This is a genomic window from Ruminococcus bromii, assembly GCF_928721825.1.
GTDB classification, from domain to species: domain Bacteria; phylum Bacillota; class Clostridia; order Oscillospirales; family Acutalibacteraceae; genus Ruminococcoides; species Ruminococcoides bromii.
In genome coordinates, this window is sequence record NZ_CAKMVP010000003.1 from 1,388,377 (window position 1) to 1,405,743 (window position 17,367).

The window sequence follows — 17,367 nt, forward strand, 5'->3', positions numbered from 1 at the left end:
TCTCGGATTGGTCATTTTTTCTTTTTAGGCGGTCTTAATGCGACAGCACCTTTAAATATTTACAAATCGGCATAGTGAATTATACTATTTTCTTGTAATTGACCAACCCTTTGAGTTGAAACCGCTTACCGTTTTGCCTTTTCTGTCAATACAACGGACTGTGTAGATTACCTTCTTACCCTTTTTAGCACCTGAATCTGTGAAAGAGGTTGAAGTTGTATCTTTTACCTTTGTCCAGCTTCCTCCGTCATATTTTCTGTAAAGACGGTAGCCGTAAACACCGGCAATCTTATTCCATGTCACACTTACACCCTTTGATGTATTTGTAAGCTTTGTTATTTTCGGTGTTGCGGCTGTGTATTTCTTAGACCAGCCCTTTGAATTGTAACCACTGACGGTGTTGCCGTTCTTGTCAATGCAACGGATTGTGTAGGTTTTGGTTTGATTTGCACTTACCGCTGAATCCGTAAAGCTTGTTGCGGTTGTGTCTTTTATTCGTTTCCAACCGTTTGAGGTTTTCTGATAAATTCTGTAGCCGTAAACTCCTGTGACTTTATTCCAGCTAAGTTTAATACCGCTTGATGTGTTTTCAAGTTTTGAAATTGTCGGTGCAACAGGAACATATTTAATTGACCAACCGTTTGAGTTAAAACCGCTGATTGTGTTGCCGTTCTTGTCAATGCAACGGATTGTGTAGGTTTCGGTTCTGTTAGGACTTACTCCCGAATCGGTGAACGATGTGGCAGTTGTGTCCTTAAATCTCTTCCAACCGCCTGATGATGTTTTATAGTAAAGTCTGTAACCGTAAACACCTGTAATTTTATTCCAGTTAAGCTTGATACCGCTTGATGTGTTTTCAAGCTTTGAAATTGTCGGAGCAACGGGTGTATATTTTTTCGACCAGCCCTTTGAATAAAAACCGCTGACGGTTTTGCCTTTTTTGTCAATACAACGGATTGTGTAAGTCTTTGTCTGATTTGCACTTACCGCCGAATCTGTATAGCTTGTTGCGGTTGTGTCCTTAATTCGTTTCCAACCGTTTGAAGTTTTCTGATAAATTCTGTAGCCGTAAGCACCGTCAACCTTATTCCACGAAAGCTTGATACCGCCTGTTGTGTTTGTAAGACTTGATACCGTCGGCACAATATCAAAATATTTATTAACCGTACCCGAATAGTTGCCGATGAACTGAATCTTCACGGAATATCTTCCTACATTTACGCTGTTTGTCGGGTAAATAACTTTGTAATCCTTGCCTTTAACAAGCTTATTGTTCTTACTGTTTTTGACGGTTACACTCGGTGTAATGTTATTTCCGCTGTATGTAAACACCGTTGAAGAAAGGCTTACGCTCGTTATTTTGTATATTTTGCTTTTTGAAGACGAATAGCCGCAAGCTGTGCATTTTTTAGTAATTGAACCGTCTGCACTTGTTGTAGCAGGTGTTACATACTGCTTGTATGAATGTGCAAGCTTGTTGATTGTTTCTGTTTTTTTTGCACCGCAGGTTGTGCATGTATATGTTCTGACGCCTGTTGCTTTACAAGTCGGCTGTTTTGTAACAACAGATGTGTAAGTATGTTCGTGACGCTTTGTCAAATCATACGGATTTATACTGTACAATTTCGGTGAAGAATTGTCGGAAACATACCATTTAACCGTACCGTCACTACACATAACAGGCTGACAATCCGAAAGTCTGACAGACAATGTTGCAGATGCAACTGTATTTGCACTCGAATCAACTGTCTTTGCCTTTGTTGTAACCTTATTTGTTGAGGAATTATACTCCTCCCACATAACGAGGAAAAGATTTTCATTAATCTTAACAAGCTGCGGAGTGCGACAGCTTACTTTCGTACCCGATTTATAGTTCGTGAGTGCAACATTATTTGTTTTGTTAAAGTACTCATCGGTCACACTGATGTAAGCATTTCTGCTTTTGCATGAAGATGAAATATCCTTTGTATATACAATAAGACAATTTCCGCTGCCAACTTCAAATCCACCGATTGACGCACCCGTGTAGTTTCCGGAGTGAATATCAAATTTCAGCGGAATTGTAACCGCAACATTTGTTGAGGAACTGTTTTTGTTGTATCTTGAAAGTGTAATTCCGTTAACAGTAAGATACTGCCCGCTCATAATCATATTGTTTGACTCGGAGTGATCTACCCTGTAAATATAAGTTCCGTCAGTTTTGATGAACTGATTAAACGAGTGGCTGACATATCCGTCCTGAAGATTTGACACCTCATACATTGAATCGGTGGTTTTCATTGTACTTTCATCAACGGTAAACAGCATATTTGCCTGATGATTCAATTTGTTTGAATCTGCATACATTGTGTGGCAGGTATAAACATAAAGCTTTCCGTCAAGTTCAATCATACGAAGTGAACCTGCTTCAAAAGGCTCAAAGGTATTTGAACCGTAAATTTTGCAGTCGCTGACTCTTGACCAGCTTTTTGAATATTTTACAATTCTTACGATTTCTGCGGAATCCTTTTCGCCCTTGTTGTTCTGACCGAAAACAATATAGTTGTTATTCTTGCCCGAGAAATAACCGCCGTAAATAGGAAGTTCGTTTTTGATTGTTGATTTTGAAATCAAGGTTTTGCCGTTTGCGGAATACTTTTCAACAAGAACGCCTTTTGACGTGCTTTCAACCCTTGTAAGCGTTTTGTCGCTGTTTTCGGTAAGATTTGATTTTACTACCGATGACCAGGTGTAATAATCGTTTGCGGAAATATTATTCGATGACGCACCGTTCTGCTTAACCTCGCCGCTGTCGGGATTGTTTGCTTTATTCTGAACCGTAACCTTACAGACTGCCGTAATTCCGTTTTCACTTTTTACTGTAATCGTTGCAGAGCCTGCTTTGTTGCCGTAAACCTTGCCGTCCTTTGTAACAGACGCAACGGAGTTATTGTTGCTTGACCATGTAAATGAAATATCAAGAACCGAATCACTTGTTGCCTTGAGCGAAAGGCTCTCGCCGACTTTAATTGTGGCAGAAGTTTTTGACAATGTGATTTTAGTAGGATATGCCCATTTCAGATTTTCAACATAAAAATTTTCGTCTGTATCCTTTTCAATAACAAGTACGCTGTCGCCGTAGTTATACATTGCAAAAACAGGATAAGCTGTTTTGAAGGTCGATTTTTTATTGCCTTCTGAATCAAGCTCAGCAATAGTATTATCGTTTACATACATAAGGTAATCGCCTGTAGCTGCATTATACACCGTTCTTGTGCCGATACTGTCTGCATATCTGTCCTCAATTTCGTAACCGCTTCTTGAAACGCTTAATTTGAGTGGCAGTGAAGAATCTTTGTCGGCAATGTCAAACTTAGCCGAATCAAGCACTCTGACAGCACCTGACATGGTAGAAGTCCACACGAAATCTCCGTTTGTAAGCATTACTGCATTGTCATAATGCGGAGTATAATACTGCTGATATAAAATATCTACATAATAATTGCTTATACTTATTTTGTTGTTTTTTACATTACCGCATTTAAGCGACTGCGTATCGTGGCTGTATCCCCAATAAATCCAGTCTGTGTAGCCTTCAAAATAGAAATTGCCGTTTGTTTTGTCAAAACCGCTGAATTTATAAACTGCGTCACCGGCAACAGCTGATGACAACAGCTTCATATCGGCTGAAATCAAATTGATAATATACTTATCCTGATTGCTGTCATACACGGCAAGGTAATATCTGTTTTGACTGTCAACACCAATAGATTCCGGATGTGAAAGGTTGTTGCTTCCGACAAGCGATGATATATCCTTGGTTGAAACAAACTTTTCAGACTTAACATCAAATTCATCAAGATAATAGTATTTTTTATTTCGATTTGATGAGTCAAGCCATACTATATAAAACTTGCCTTTTTCGGCATCGGCATAAACGCAGATAACAGTGTCTTTGTTTCTGCCTTTATCGTTGTAATCATAAATTTTTCTGAAAGTGTTGTTTGCAACGCTGTAAAAATAAATGACCTTGTTGTTATAGTAATACATACCGTTTTTGCTTGCAGCAGGAATGATTTCAAGCTCGTCGCTATAGGTACTGCTGAATGTGATTGCATTGTCGGGCATTTTTGTTGCCGTCTTTTCTGTCGCAGCCTCTGCGGTGAGTGTGTTTCCGAAAATGTTGCCGTTTTCATCAACCGTTGCCAATGAAACAACTCCGAAAGCCATTACAACAGCCAGAAATGATGACAAGATTCTTTTGAGTTTCATACTTTTTCCCCTTTCAAACAGTAATTTTTACCGAAGTATATTTCTATACCGTTACAACTAAATTATAACTTTATCTCTTTTGGTTGTCAATATAAAGTATTATTCTTTTGACTTGATTTTAAAAACTACAGCTGTTAGTAACGGTGTAGGAATACAGAAAGAACATTAAAATAAACACGGCAGGAAATTTGATGTGAGTTTTCGGAGGGAATAGGAAAAAACGCAAAAAGCCAATTTCTTTCGAAATTGGCTTTAGTGAATCCGGAATATTAAATTTTGCTTTCCTTATCTGCCGACGGCAGCCGCAAAGCTGTTTACCTTAGCTGTTGATAATATCATAAAGTTCGTTTGAGAACTTGTAGTAATCCTGTCTGTCCTCTTTTACAAACTGAATTGCCGGACGGGGGTGCGTATTGTACTGACCTGTGAGAAGATACGGAATATCGTAGCCCCACTTAACGCCCTCAGCCTTAAACTTGTGGGTGTACTCCTCAATGATTTTGAGAATAGGAGCAACCTGATACTTCGGGTTTTTGAGGAAACCGAGGAGGAGCTCAAGAGCACAGTTGCCTGCGCCTCTGCCCATGCCGTCAACGGTTGCGTCAAGGTAGCTTACGCCCTGCGTCATAGCCTCGATTGTGTTGGCAAAAGCAAGCTGCTGGTTGTTGTGAGCGTGGATACCGACCGACTTGCCGTACTTATCGGCAATTGAGCAGTAAAGGTCTGCAAGTCTTCTTGACTCTTCGGGATAGAGTGCGCCGTAGCTGTCAACAATGTAGAAAGCGTTTACGGGAGTTTTGCCGAGAGTTTCAAGAGCCGCTGTAATATCCTCGGTTCTTGCCTTTGAAACAGCCATAATATTGATTGTTGTTTCGTAGCCCTTTTTAGCGGCATCTTCAATCATTTCAACAGCCGCAGGAATTGCGTTGATATATGTTGCAATTCTGATGAGGTCAATCGGGCTGTCTTTTCTTGCAATAATGTCTTTCTTAAAATCTGTTCTGCCGACATCAGCCATAACAGCGATTTTAAGAGGAGTCTTGTTGTCGCCTACAATTTTTCTGATATCTGCATCGTTACAGAATTTCCACTTGCCGAAATCTTCTTCGTTAAAGATTTCCTTTGATGCCTTGTAGCCGAATTCCATATAATCAACACCGGCTTTAACATTTGCATTGTAAAGAGCCTTGATAAATTTGTCGTCAAATCTGAAATCGTTGCAAAGACCGCCGTCACGGATTGTTGCGTCTACTACTCTGATGTCCTGTCTTACCGACAGGAGGTCGCCTTTCTGTGCCATAATTTAACTCCTTTATGTTAAATAAATTTTCTGTTTATTTACCGACAGTCATTGACTGCCATTTTAACCGATTGGCGAACACGGTTCGCCGCTACATTTATTTGCACAAACGGTTGCAATGCTACGCTCGGGCATAATATGTTTTTGTTATCAAAAACTGTCTGCACGAACGGGGCACGGCGGCTCGCCGTGCGGGCGGATAATATCCACCCCTACGGGTTTTATTTGCTCAATCCTCAAAAACTACCTTACCGCCGAGGATTGTCTTTTTGACTTTGCCTGTGAGGGTTCTGCCTTTAAACGGTGTATTTTTGCTTTTGCCGTGAAGCTTTTCGACATCAACTGTCCATTCTTCATCGGGATTTACAAGAACAACATCGGCATTTGCACCGACTGAAAGTGTGCCTGCGTTGATTTTCAAAATTCTTGCAGGATTAACACTCATCTTCTCAACAAGCTGTGAAAGCGTCATTTTTCCTGTCTTAACAAGGTATGTGTTGCAGACCGCAAATGAGGTTTCCATACCGATTGAACCGTTGGGGGCTTTTACAAAATCAGCCTTTTCCTCAGGGGTATGCGGTGCGTGGTCGGTTGCTATGGCATCAAGCGTGCCGTCACAAAGTCCGTTGATAATCTCGTCAACATCAGCCTGAGTTCTGAGAGGCGGATTCATTCTGTAATCAGCGTCGCCTCTTAAAAGCTCTCTGTCCGTGAGCGAAACATAATGCGGAGCGGTTTCGGCGGTCACCTTAACACCTCTCTTTTTTGCGTCACGAATAAGCGCAACGCTTGTTTTGGTGCTGACATGGCAGATATGAACAGGCTCGTCAAGAGCGGCGGCAAGTGCAATTTCTCTGGCAGTTCCGCAGTCCTCGGCGCCGGCAGGGATTCCCTTGACTCCGAGCTTTTCCGAAACCTCGCCCTCGTTAATTTTGCCTCCGTCGGCAAGGAACAAGTCCTCGCAATGTGCAACAACTGTCATACCGAGCCTTGGTGCTTTTTTAATTGCGTCACTTAAATACTTTGTGTTTTCAACAGGCCTGCCGTCATCGGTAAGTGCGATTGCACCTGCGTTCTTCACGGCTTCAATGTCTGTGGGTGCTTCGCTTTTGAGTCCCTTTGTAACGCTTGCCGCAACATAAACACGGCTGTCTGCACCCTTAGCCTTGTCGAGAATATACCTTACAACCTCGGGACTGTCGGTTGTGGGGTTGGTGTTCGGCATTGCAAGCAGGCTTGTAACACCGCCTGCGGCAGCCGCCTTGCAGCCGGTGATAATATCCTCCTTGTGAGTCTGACCGGGATCACGAAGATGCACATGCATATCAACAAAGCCCGGCACGGCACAAAGACCGTCTGCGTCAATAACCTCACCGTCCGATGTGATACCGCTGCCGATTTTGGCAATCACACCGTCCTTGATGAGAATATCTGCTTTTTCGTTAAGATTGTCGGCAGGGGAAACAACCACTGCGTTTTTAATTAGCATTTCCATTGTGTTTTTTCTCCGTTAAGAAAAGAATTATCTTCTATTGTTTCTGTTTGAGGGGCGGTGATTCTGCTGTGGGCGGCGGTCGGTTCTGCTGTGGACCTGAACAAGTCCGTCGTTTTCGTCTCTTTCGGCACGCCTTCTTGCACGCTCCGCTTTTTGCCTTTCTCTCTCTCTTCTCTCTTCCTCTGCCTTTTTGCGTTTGGCAATTGCACGCTTACGCTTTATCATTCTCGAAACATTCTTGCAGAAGTATCCGCAATGAATGCCAAAATTCTTAACTCCGCCTGCAAAGCCCCTGAGAGCGTTACCGATGTTTTTGCCTACATTGGCAAGAACCTCTTCCGTTGACCGTTTATCGGTCGGTTCACTCTCGTTTTCTTTATTATGCTCTTCTTCAAGTGCATTTTTCCTGACGGTTTCCGCCTTTTTTTCAACCTCGCCGATAACATCAACATCCTCGGCATCTCTGAGGTCGGAGCTTTTGATAACTCCCATTGACTTTTTGGGAGCTTCTTCAAAGAAATCATAGCCGCTGTCAAACTTGTTTTTCTTAGCCTTAGCTCTCACAAGCTCCTCATCGTCAATCTCTTCCTCAGGCTCATCGCTTCCGAAAATGATGTTTGCGTACTCGTCAACCTTTTTCTCAAGCGGGTGCTTTTGTTCGGGAACTTCCTCGGCATCCACAACATCGGCATCATCCTCACGGTCAATATCGTCGGGTTCGCTTGTTTCAAAGAGGTCGTGCTCGGGTTCCGGGATAACGAGTGTCGGACCCGATGAAGAACTTATGTCTTCGTATTCTTCAGGTGTTTCCGCGTTATCCTCTTCGATTTTGTTATTCTTTTCGGTTTCAATCTCTGAGGTGTCTGCTTCGGTAGGCTCCTTTTTTTTTTCGTCCTCAGTACTGTTTTCCTCGTAACCGTAATTGTTTTTGTATACTTCACGCTCAAGCTCGTTTTTATAAGCTCTTGCCGAATTGATAATCTCATCAATCTCGCTGTCGCTTGCATAGCCCGTATCTGAGGTTGAACGATCATACTCCGAACCGTCATGCTCGTCATAATCGGCTATCACCTCGGGAGCATATCTTTTTCCCTCCGGTGCGTGTTCTTCTTCAGCCTCTTCAACATATCTTTGCTTTTTCTTTGAACGCTTTTCGGGCTTTGGCTGATCGTCAAAGTTATCAATATCATAATCGCCGCCCTTGTCGCCAAGCTTATACTTTGAAGCAAGTTCTTCAAGAACAGCATTGTTTCTCTTTGCTCTTTTATGTTTTCTGATTCTGACAGCAAAGATAATGATAATGATAATCAGAATAACAATGAGAATACCGCCGCCGATAATTATATATGGAATGATTCCCTTTGAAAACGGCAAATCGCTGAATTTCACCGATGACACAATCTTAGAAAATGTATCATAATCAACAGAAGTAACATTGCCCTCTGTTCTCTGCATTGTAATATTGATATTCATACCGTCGTACACCGTGTTTGCCACAAAGGTCTTAACATTGCCGCTGCCGCCCTGAGCAGTTGCGTCAAACACAAGCCATACAACCTTTTCCTGCTGATCCGGAGTACAGCTTTTGTATTCTCCGGAGTTTAAAAAGTTGTTGCGAATATTAACAAGCTCACTTGAAGAAAGCTGAGCATAATTGGAAACATTTTCGCTGCTTTCATTTTTAGTCATAGTCACGGTCAAAATAACCGATGACATACTGTCCATGCCCTGCAGATATATATTTCCGTTTTCAAAGCTTTTCATTGTAGTTTCGTAATCAATGCCGAAAACCGAAAAATATTTGTCAGTACTTTTGCTGTCCCTTGTAATGGCACTCATACCTTCAGGCATTGAAAGCGTCATATCGTCAATCTGCGGAATTTCATAATCATTTGTTGCACCTGCACACGCAAAAATACCGCACAACACCGTCACAACACAAACTGCAAGTGTCACAACTCGCTTTGAAACAGTTTTCATCATATTTGTATATTCCCCCGAAACTAAAATTAGAATCAATAATACTGCCTTTCAGAATGTATATCTAATTTATTATACATAATCTGTCAAAAAAATACAAGGTCTGACAGGTAAAAACCTTACGATTATTGCAGACTGCCGCTCAATGCCTGTGCGGACAGTCTTGCCGTGTGAACACAAAAATTGCACCAACGCCTTGCCGCGCATTGGTGCAATCCTTCATCTAATGTCTTGTCAAATAATAACCCTGCGACCGCTTTTAATGCGGAAAGTTGCGGCACATCGCCCGCATTCGTTTTCCGCCTTCAATTTGTAAAGCTATTTGCCGTATTATTTAGCCTTCTTGGCACTGCTGTCAAACAGCAGTACAAGCGTTGCGTTATCAGCTGTACCTGTTTCCTTCAAGCCATTCCGCTTTTGGAATTTCTTGACCGCCTCGGCTGTAACCTCGCCGTAATAGCCTGTTACATTGTCCTTGTCGGAGATGTAGCCGATGTTATAAAGGCGAAGCTGCATAGCTTTAACCGTATCGTTTTCATCCTCCTGCTTAAGTGAAAGGTCGGATGTAATGGTAAGCTTGTATTTATCCGCAACCGACTTTGAGCTGTTTGCAGCCGTTGCCGCCTGAGTTGCGGTTGTGGCTGTTGTTGCGGTAGTTTTCGATGCAGATGAATCTTTTGCAGGTTGGGTTGTTTCGGCTGTTGCCGATTTCGGCTTGAGATCCGGATACATAAAGTAAACCATTTTTTCAAGTGCCTCAAGAGATGTATTGCCGGGGCGTGACATTTCTTCAATGGAAACCTCAAGAATTTTTCCGTTCTTTACCGCTCCAAGACCTGCAAGCGTTGCGTCACTCTTAATCTTTTTAAGAGTTGCGTCATCTGCGTAAAATACAAAATTCGGATTTGCAACCCTAAGAGTTGCAACATCAACAGCGTTGTCTGTAATGTTTACTGCAACATTAACAGCACCCGTATAGCCGAGAAGCATATCGCCGTATGTTCCGTTTGACATAATTCTGAGCTGATCATCTTCCGTATATAAATAGCATACAGTATCAAGGATACCTGAATTTCTGCTGTTGACCTGCTGTTTGTAGTTGTTCATCTTGTCAAGCAAGTCATTGTAAGTATCCTCACCGTTCTTTGCACCTGTTTTTGTGCCGCCGCAAATCTTGCTGATCGTTATATAGTTTGTTTCAACCTGCTTTGGAGTATCACCGTGTGACATTTTTATGACCTGAATACCCTTGTCGCTAAGCTTGTTCTTTACGCTCTCATCAATTGTCGGACCTGCAAAAACAAGGTCTGCCCCTACCTCTATAATCTTGTCGGCATCAGGCTTTTCGCTTGAACCCATACTCGGAGCAACTTCAACGGACTTCTGGTCAACCTCGTCGCTCCTGCCGACAATGTATCTGTCATAGCCTGTGGCAATAAGAATATCGGCTGTGGGTGCGTCAAGAACAACAATGTTCTCCGGCTTACTTTCAATTTTAAGATTTGCCACCTCAACGGGGTACTCTCCGTCAGAACAGCCGCTCAAAAGAGCAACTGCCGAAAGCATTACAGCAACTGCAAGAGCAATTGAAATTATTTTTGTTTTCATAAACTACCTCCGGTTTATCAGCAAAACAGTGATTCAACATACTGTCTTGCGCATCTTGGTGAACGACCGCCTCTTGAAAGTGCAAACTGCTCCGCACCGAGGGCAAGCTCTTCATGAGTCATCTTAACGCCTCTTTGCTCTGCGAGAGAATATACAATTTCAAGAAAATCGTTCTTTGAGGGAACTGTGTAACAAACCGCAAGACCGAATCTGTCTGAAAGTGAAAGGCTTTCCTGCATATTATCACGAACATTTATATCGTCAACTGTGTGGGTTCTGTCGGAAATGCTTTCCTTAACAAGATGCCTGCGGTTTGATGTTGCATAGATTAACGCATTATCGGGACGAGCCGCAAGTCCGCCCTCAAGAACTGCTTTAAGGGTTGTATAGCTCTGATCCTGATGCTGGAACGAAAGATCGTCAATGAATATAATAAATTTAAGCGGAAGAGCGGCAATCTTGTCAACAAGGAGCGGAAAGTCAATAAGTCTGTCCTTGGGCATTTCAACAATGCGGAGTCCGTCTTTGCGGAACTCGTTTGCAATTGCCTTGACTGTTGAGCTTTTACCTGTACCCTTATCACCGTAAAGCAGGCAGTTGTTGCAGCTCTTGCCCTGAATAAACGAAATCGTATTGTTGACAACCTGACTTCTCTGACGCTCATATCCCGTAAATGTATCCATATCAATCCTGTCAGGATGCTCAACGGGCTGAATGTCGCCGTCACGCCAGATGAATGCCTTGTAACGGGCAAACATACCGCAGCCGTTTTCCTTATAATAAGCAGAAAGCTTGTCAAGTGAACCGTCAAAGCCGTCAAAGCACGGAGCGCACTTGCCCGTCTGCCACTTTGGGAGAATCGGAATAAGCTCTTTGATTTTGTCGGCATAGGCATATGCTTCAAGCACCTCGTCCGAAGTGAGCTCTGCAGCCGTTAAAATAGCGTCACAGTCTGTCTTTACAGCAGAGATAACATTTTCGGGTAACTCGTCCTGCTTGCCTGCTGTTGCGGCACGAGCAAAACAGTTATCGTCAAAAAGAGCCGTTTCGCTGATTGCGAACGCGAACTTATCCGCACAGCCTCTTTCGCAAAGCATAGAGCAAAGCTTGCCGTATGCACCGAGAAATTCCTCAGGCTTTTTGTCAAGCGAAAGCAAAAGTTCATAAAAGGCTTTCGGAACGCTTCTGTTCATTATACCTCTGAATACAGAGAGTGATGACAAAAGCATTTTACACTTATTTACATTATTCATTCTAAACATCCCAATCTATTCTAATCTATTTAATTGTACACATTTTTATCCGTTTAGTCAATAATTTACGAAAAACTGCGGCAACCTATTTTTTACACTTTATTGTGACAAAATATGTATAATTTTTCACCGCATCAAGTATACATTGGGTTCAATGACGGTTAAAACGGCGATAAATCGGGATAAATACGGGCTTTTCAAGGTTTTAAAAGAATTTTTAAATTTTTTTAAAAAAAGTGTTGACATTTGGTGCAGCCCGTAGTATAATCAATACTGTTCTCAAGAGAGAAACAAAAGTTAATAAGTTGGTGTTGATGACGCTGAGGGTCCACCTGTTCCCATACCGAACACAGAAGTTAAGCTCAGTGGTGCCGAAGATACTTGGCTGGTGACGGCCCGGAAAAATAGGGAGATGCCGACATATAAAGTGTCCACCCAATAGGGTGGGCGTTTTTTTATACTTTTTTTGCTTTGCAAACCCGTAGGGGCGTTCATTGCGAATACAATTACAATGCCATATACACTAATTGGAGTATACTTATGTTTAATATAACCGAACTTTTAAAAAACGAAATATCTGTATGGGAACAACTAAAAAATTCCGCAAAGCCTGTTGTGCTTTACGGAATGGGTGACGGTGCTGATAAGGTTCTTGCCGCATTTGACCGTTACGGAATTAAAGCGTCTGCCGTTATTGCAAGCGACGATTTCGTGCGCGGTCAAAAATTCCACAGTTTTACGGTTAAAAAGCTTTCCGATGTTGAGGCAGAATTAGGTGATGTTATTATCGCCCTCTGCTTTGCAAGCCAACTGCCTGATGTTATGGCACACATTACGAAAATTTCCGAAAAGCACGAAACGCTTGTCCCCTCTGTTCCTGTTTTTGGCGACAGACTTTTTGACAGTGATTTTATCAACGAAAACAAGGAGCAAATCGAAGGTGCATACAGTCTGCTTGCCGACGACCTTTCAAAAGAGGTTTACGAAAATATTCTGAAATTCTACTTCACCGGCAGAATTGACCTCCTCCCCCCTGTCACAACCGACAAGGACGAGGCTTTCGCCAACATTTTAAATCTCGGTGAAAACGAGAGCTATGTTGACCTCGGCGCATACAACGGCGACACGATTGACGAATTTCTGCACTACACAAACGGCAAGTACAAGCGTATAATTGCCTTTGAACCAAACGCAAAAAATTTTGAAAAGCTGAAACTTCATTGCAAAGGTATGGCGAATGTGTCGCTTTGGCAGCTCGGTTCATACAGCAAAAACACGGAGCTTATATTCAACAACAAGGCAGGCCGCAACAGCGCAATTGCCGACAAGGGCGTTGCAACAAAGGTTGCGACAGTCGATACGATTCTCTGCGGAATGGCGGCAGGCTATATTAAAGCCGATGTCGAGGGGGCGGATATGGAAACTCTTGTCGGTATGCAGAAAACTATGAAGAACTGCAAACCAAAGCTGAATTTTTCGGCATATCACAGGTTTGAAGACATTTTCCGACTTGCGTTGTATATTCACAGCGTGAATCCCGACTACAAAATCTTTCTCCGCCACCACCCCTACATTCCGGCATGGGACACAAATTTATATTGCATATGAAATACTACGGCGAGCCGCTGATTATTCTTCCTCGGCAAGCTCATCGGCTGTAACTTCTGCCTGCGGTTCTTCATTTGCAACCTCTTCGGGCTCTTTTTCGGAAACAATATCGTCAATTTCCTCAATAAGCTTCTGTTCTGCACATCTGTGCTTTTTTAAAGCGAGAAGTGCTGCCACGGCAGCCGCAAGTGCAGAAACTGCACCGATAATTGTGTAGAATAATTTTTTGTTTTTATCCATTTCTGGCACCTCTTTCATAATTGATATAATGTAGCGAAAAAGCCATATTTTTTTGTCTGATTCTATTTTATATCTTTTTTACAAATTTTGCAATAGGCAACTGATAATCTTTGCACAAATGGCTGTCAGTGTGTTATATTCTCTTTTTACGCTCTGCAAGGGCAAAAAGCACTCCGCCCGAAATTACAACAAGCATCATAACAGCCGTTGCTGTCACTCCTGTCTGAACACTGCCGTTTTTATCAGGCTGTGAAGGAGTGCTGTCCAATGTTGAGGCACCGCCTGTTGCCGAAGTCGGATTTGCAGAGGTTGTACCGACAGTTGCAGGCTCACCCGTCGGAGCAGTCTGAACAGTCTGTCCCTGAGTAGTAATCGGTTCTTCCGACTGTGACGATTTCTCAACAAGGACGGCTTAAAAATCTTTGAATACACCTTTGATTCATCAATTTTGGCTGAAGAAGAAACAACAAAAGCAGAATAACAAATAAAAATCAAAACAAAAACGGCAGTACCAAAAAAATCGGTACTGCCGTTCCTTATATTATAAACAAAATTATTCTCTTGTTTTTTCACCGTTAAGAATCATTTCCGCATTCTTAACACGCTCTTTTGACGGTGGGTCAATGCCCTCCAAAGGATAGTCATAACCGAGAGCCTTCCACTTGTACACACCGAGTGTGTGATACGGAAGCACCTCTACACGCTCAACATTCTTGAGCGAACGGATAAAGTCGGCAAGTCTGAAAAGATACTCGTCCTTATCATTTCTTTCAGGCACAAGAACATGCCTTATCCATACGGGCTTGCCCATATCGGAAAGCTGTCTTGCCATTTCAAGAATATTGGTGTTTGGCTGTCCTGTAAGGATTTTGTGCTGTTCGTTGTCGATATGCTTTATATCAAGCAACAGCAAATCCGTATATTCCATTAGCTCTTTCCACTTTGAATAGAACGGCTCTTTTGTTGTAAACGGGTTGGCGCTTGTGTCAATACAGGTATTAACGCCCTGCTTTTTAGCCTTCTTGAACAAATCAAGCAAAAAGTCAATCTGTAAAAGCGGCTCACCTCCGCTTACTGTGATACCGCCCTTATTTTTCCAATATGGGCGGTATGCAAGCGCTTTATTAAGCAGTTCGTCGGCGGTGTATTCCACGGTGTTTTCATCGTGTTTCCAGGTGTCGGGATTGTGGCAGAACTGGCAACGCATTGCGCAGCCGCTCAGAAAAATCACAAATCTCACACCCGGACCGTCAACTGAACCAAAAGTTTCTATTGAGTGTACAAAGCCTTTAACAGCGCTGTCCGACATTACATTCTGTCGTGGCAGGTTCTGGCAATAACATCCAGCTGCTGCTCTCTTGTAAGGTCGATGAACTTAACAGCATAACCCGATACACGGATTGTGAAGTTAGCATACTCTTCCTTCTCAGGATGCTCCATAGCGTCAATGAGCTTTTCTGTACCGAATACATTTACATTGAGGTGGTGTGCGCCCTGATCAAAGTAGCCGTCCATAACATTTACGAGGTTGTCAACACGCTCGTCATCGTTGTGTCCGAGAGCACCCGGGTTGATTGTCTGAGTATTTGAAATACCATCAAGAGCGTACTCATAAGGAAGCTTAGCAACAGAGTTAAGTGAAGCAAGAAGACCGTTCTTCTCTGCACCGTAGCATGGGTTAGCACCCGGTGAAAGCGGCTCGCCTGCTTTTCTGCCGTCAGGAAGTGAACCTGTAGCCTTACCGTAAACAACATTTGATGTGATTGTAAGGATAGAAGTTGTAGGCTCTGAATCTCTGTATGTGTGGCAGTACTTAAGCTTAGCCATAAATGTCTTAAGAAGATCAACGGCAATCTTATCTGCTCTCTCGTCATTGTTACCGTATCTTGGGAAGTCGCCCTCTGTTTCAAAGTCAACAGCGATGCCGTCCTCGTCACGGATAACCTTAACCTTAGCGTACTTAATAGCGCTGAGTGAGTCAACAACATGTGAGAAGCCTGCAATACCTGTTGCAAATGTTCTTCTTACATCTGTATCAATAAGAGCCATTTCTGCTGCCTCATAGTAGTACTTATCGTGCATATAGTGAATCATGTTAAGTGTGCCTACATAGAGGTGAGCAAGCCAATCCATCATTGTGTCATACTTCTTGACAACTTCGTCATAATCAAGGTACTCTGATGTGATAGGTGTATATTCAGGACCAACCTGCATCTTTGTCTTTTCATCAACACCGCCGTTGATAGCGTAGAGAAGGCACTTAGCAAGGTTAGCTCTTGCGCCGAAGAACTGGATTTCCTTACCTGTCTGTGTTGCGGATACGCAGCAGCAGATTGAGTAATCATCGCCCCATACAGGACGCATTACATCATCATTCTCGTACTGAATTGAGCTTGTTGTAACTGAAATATGAGCAGCATACTTCTTGAAGTTCTCGGGAAGTCTTGAAGAATAAAGAACTGTGAGGTTTGGCTCAGGTGAAGGTCCCATATTCTCAAGTGTGTGGAGGAAACGGTAGTCGTTCTTTGTAACCATTGAACGGCCGTCAATGCCAAGACCTGCAACTTCGAGTGTAGCCCATACAGGGTCGCCCGAGAAGAGCTGGTTGTAAGACTCGATTCTTGCGAACTTAACCATACGGCACTTCATAACAAAGTGGTCAACGAGTTCCTGAGCCTGTGATTCTGTAAGTGTACCGTTCTCAAGGTCACGCTCAATGTAGATGTCGAGGAATGTTGATACACGACCAACGCTCATTGCAGCGCCGTTCTGAGTCTTGATGGCAGCAAGGTAGCCGAAGTAGAGCCACTGAACTGCTTCTGCGGCATTCTTAGCAGGCTGTGAAATATCAAAGCCGTAAGAAAGTGCCATTTCCTTCATATCGTTAAGAGCACGAATCTGATCGGCGATTTCTTCACGAAGCTGGAAGTCGCCTCTTCTCATGCCCTGACGGTTTGTTTCTGCAAAGTCCTCTTTCTTGCCTTCGATAAGACGGTCAATACCGTAAAGAGCAACTCTTCTGTAGTCACCGACAATTCTGCCTCTGCCGTATGTGTCAGGAAGACCTGTAAGAATCTTGTTGTGACGGGCAAGCTTCATCTCAGGAGTGTAGATATCGAATACACCCTGGTTGTGAGTCTTGTGATATTTTGTAAAGATTTCGTGGAGTTTAGGGCTTGGAGTGTAGCCATACATCTGGCATGACTGCTCAGCCATTTTGATACCGCCGTAAGGCATAAATGCACGCTTGAGAGGCTTGTCTGTCTGAAGACCTACAACCTTTTCAAGGTCTTTATCAAGATATGCAGCGCCGTAAGCTGTGATGCCGCTTACAACCTCAGTTTCCATATCAAGAACGCCGCCCTTGGCTCTTTCTTCCTTCTGGAGTTCCTTAAGCTCGCCCCAAAGCTTGTCTGTTGCTTCTGTAGGACCTTCAAGGAAAGACTGGTCGCCGTCATAAGGTGTGTAGTTTCTCTGAATGAAGTCTCTGACATCAATGTCGGACTCCCATTTGCCACCTGCAAAATTTGTCCATTCTTCTCTCATTACTGTAAAACCTCCGATAATGATAATTAATACTGAATTTTGTATATGACACAAAAAAATGCCGACTCAATTCCAAGCAGACGCCC

11 protein-coding genes and 1 rRNA gene are annotated in these 17,367 nt (G+C 42.9%); 2 read left to right on the forward strand and 10 right to left on the reverse strand.

From position 1 onward, the window contains the following. Positions 1-84: 84 nt before the first annotated feature. The 6 genes from QDI94_RS07110 to QDI94_RS07135 all read right to left on the reverse strand — a co-directional run bounded on the left by QDI94_RS07110 (position 85) and on the right by QDI94_RS07135 (position 11,887). The gene (locus tag QDI94_RS07110; protein ID WP_278868069.1) at positions 85-4,251 is read right to left on the reverse strand and encodes an Ig-like domain-containing protein; all 4,167 of its coding nucleotides are present in this window, start codon (positions 4,249-4,251) and stop codon (positions 85-87) included. A gap of 319 nt (positions 4,252-4,570) precedes the next feature. Next, positions 4,571-5,551: an aldolase catalytic domain-containing protein gene (locus QDI94_RS07115; protein ID WP_101028679.1), complete on the reverse strand. Its 981-nt coding sequence runs from the start codon at positions 5,549-5,551 to the stop codon at positions 4,571-4,573. Between the two features lie 229 nt (positions 5,552-5,780). After that, positions 5,781-7,046: a dihydroorotase gene (locus tag QDI94_RS07120; protein WP_278868071.1), complete on the reverse strand. Its 1,266-nt coding sequence runs from the start codon at positions 7,044-7,046 to the stop codon at positions 5,781-5,783. A gap of 27 nt (positions 7,047-7,073) precedes the next feature. Then, on the reverse strand, positions 7,074-9,029 hold the full coding sequence (locus QDI94_RS07125; RefSeq protein WP_278868073.1) for a hypothetical protein: 1,956 nt from the start codon (positions 9,027-9,029) through the stop codon (positions 7,074-7,076). A 327-nt stretch (positions 9,030-9,356) separates the two neighbouring features. Next, complete coding sequence (locus QDI94_RS07130) at positions 9,357-10,634, reverse strand: peptidoglycan-binding protein (RefSeq protein ID WP_278868075.1); 1,278 nt, start codon at positions 10,632-10,634, stop codon at positions 9,357-9,359. 17 nt (positions 10,635-10,651) lie between these two features. After that, positions 10,652-11,887 (reverse strand): ATP-binding protein, encoded by a 1,236-nt coding sequence (locus tag QDI94_RS07135; RefSeq protein WP_278868077.1) that lies wholly within the window; start codon positions 11,885-11,887, stop codon positions 10,652-10,654. A gap of 304 nt (positions 11,888-12,191) precedes the next feature. On the opposite strand from QDI94_RS07135, the gene rrf reads away from it, so the two are divergent. Further along, positions 12,192-12,308: ribosomal RNA gene (gene rrf, locus QDI94_RS07140) — 5S ribosomal RNA — on the forward strand. Positions 12,309-12,427: 119 nt separating this feature from the next. Beyond that, a complete protein-coding gene (locus QDI94_RS07145) occupies positions 12,428-13,495 on the forward strand; it encodes an FkbM family methyltransferase (protein WP_278868079.1) in 1,068 nt (355 codons plus the stop codon). Positions 13,496-13,516: 21 nt separating this feature from the next. Here the strand turns inward: QDI94_RS07145 and QDI94_RS07150 are convergent, their stop codons facing one another. The 4 genes from QDI94_RS07150 to pflB all read right to left on the reverse strand — a co-directional run bounded on the left by QDI94_RS07150 (position 13,517) and on the right by pflB (position 17,281). After that, entirely contained in the window at positions 13,517-13,735 is a 219-nt protein-coding gene (locus tag QDI94_RS07150) for a hypothetical protein (RefSeq protein WP_101028685.1), read from the reverse strand. Positions 13,736-13,868: 133 nt separating this feature from the next. After that, positions 13,869-14,003 carry a hypothetical protein gene (locus tag QDI94_RS07155; RefSeq protein WP_278868082.1) on the reverse strand — a complete coding sequence of 45 codons (135 nt, stop codon included), beginning with the start codon at positions 14,001-14,003 and terminating at the stop codon, positions 13,869-13,871. Positions 14,004-14,288: 285 nt separating this feature from the next. Then, a complete protein-coding gene (gene pflA, locus QDI94_RS07160; RefSeq protein ID WP_278868084.1) occupies positions 14,289-15,044 on the reverse strand; it encodes a pyruvate formate-lyase-activating protein in 756 nt (251 codons plus the stop codon). Continuing rightward, positions 15,044-17,281: a formate C-acetyltransferase gene (gene pflB / locus QDI94_RS07165; protein ID WP_278868086.1), complete on the reverse strand. Its 2,238-nt coding sequence runs from the start codon at positions 17,279-17,281 to the stop codon at positions 15,044-15,046. The genes pflA and pflB overlap by 1 nt, the downstream gene beginning before the upstream one ends. Positions 17,282-17,367 lie beyond the last annotated feature (86 nt).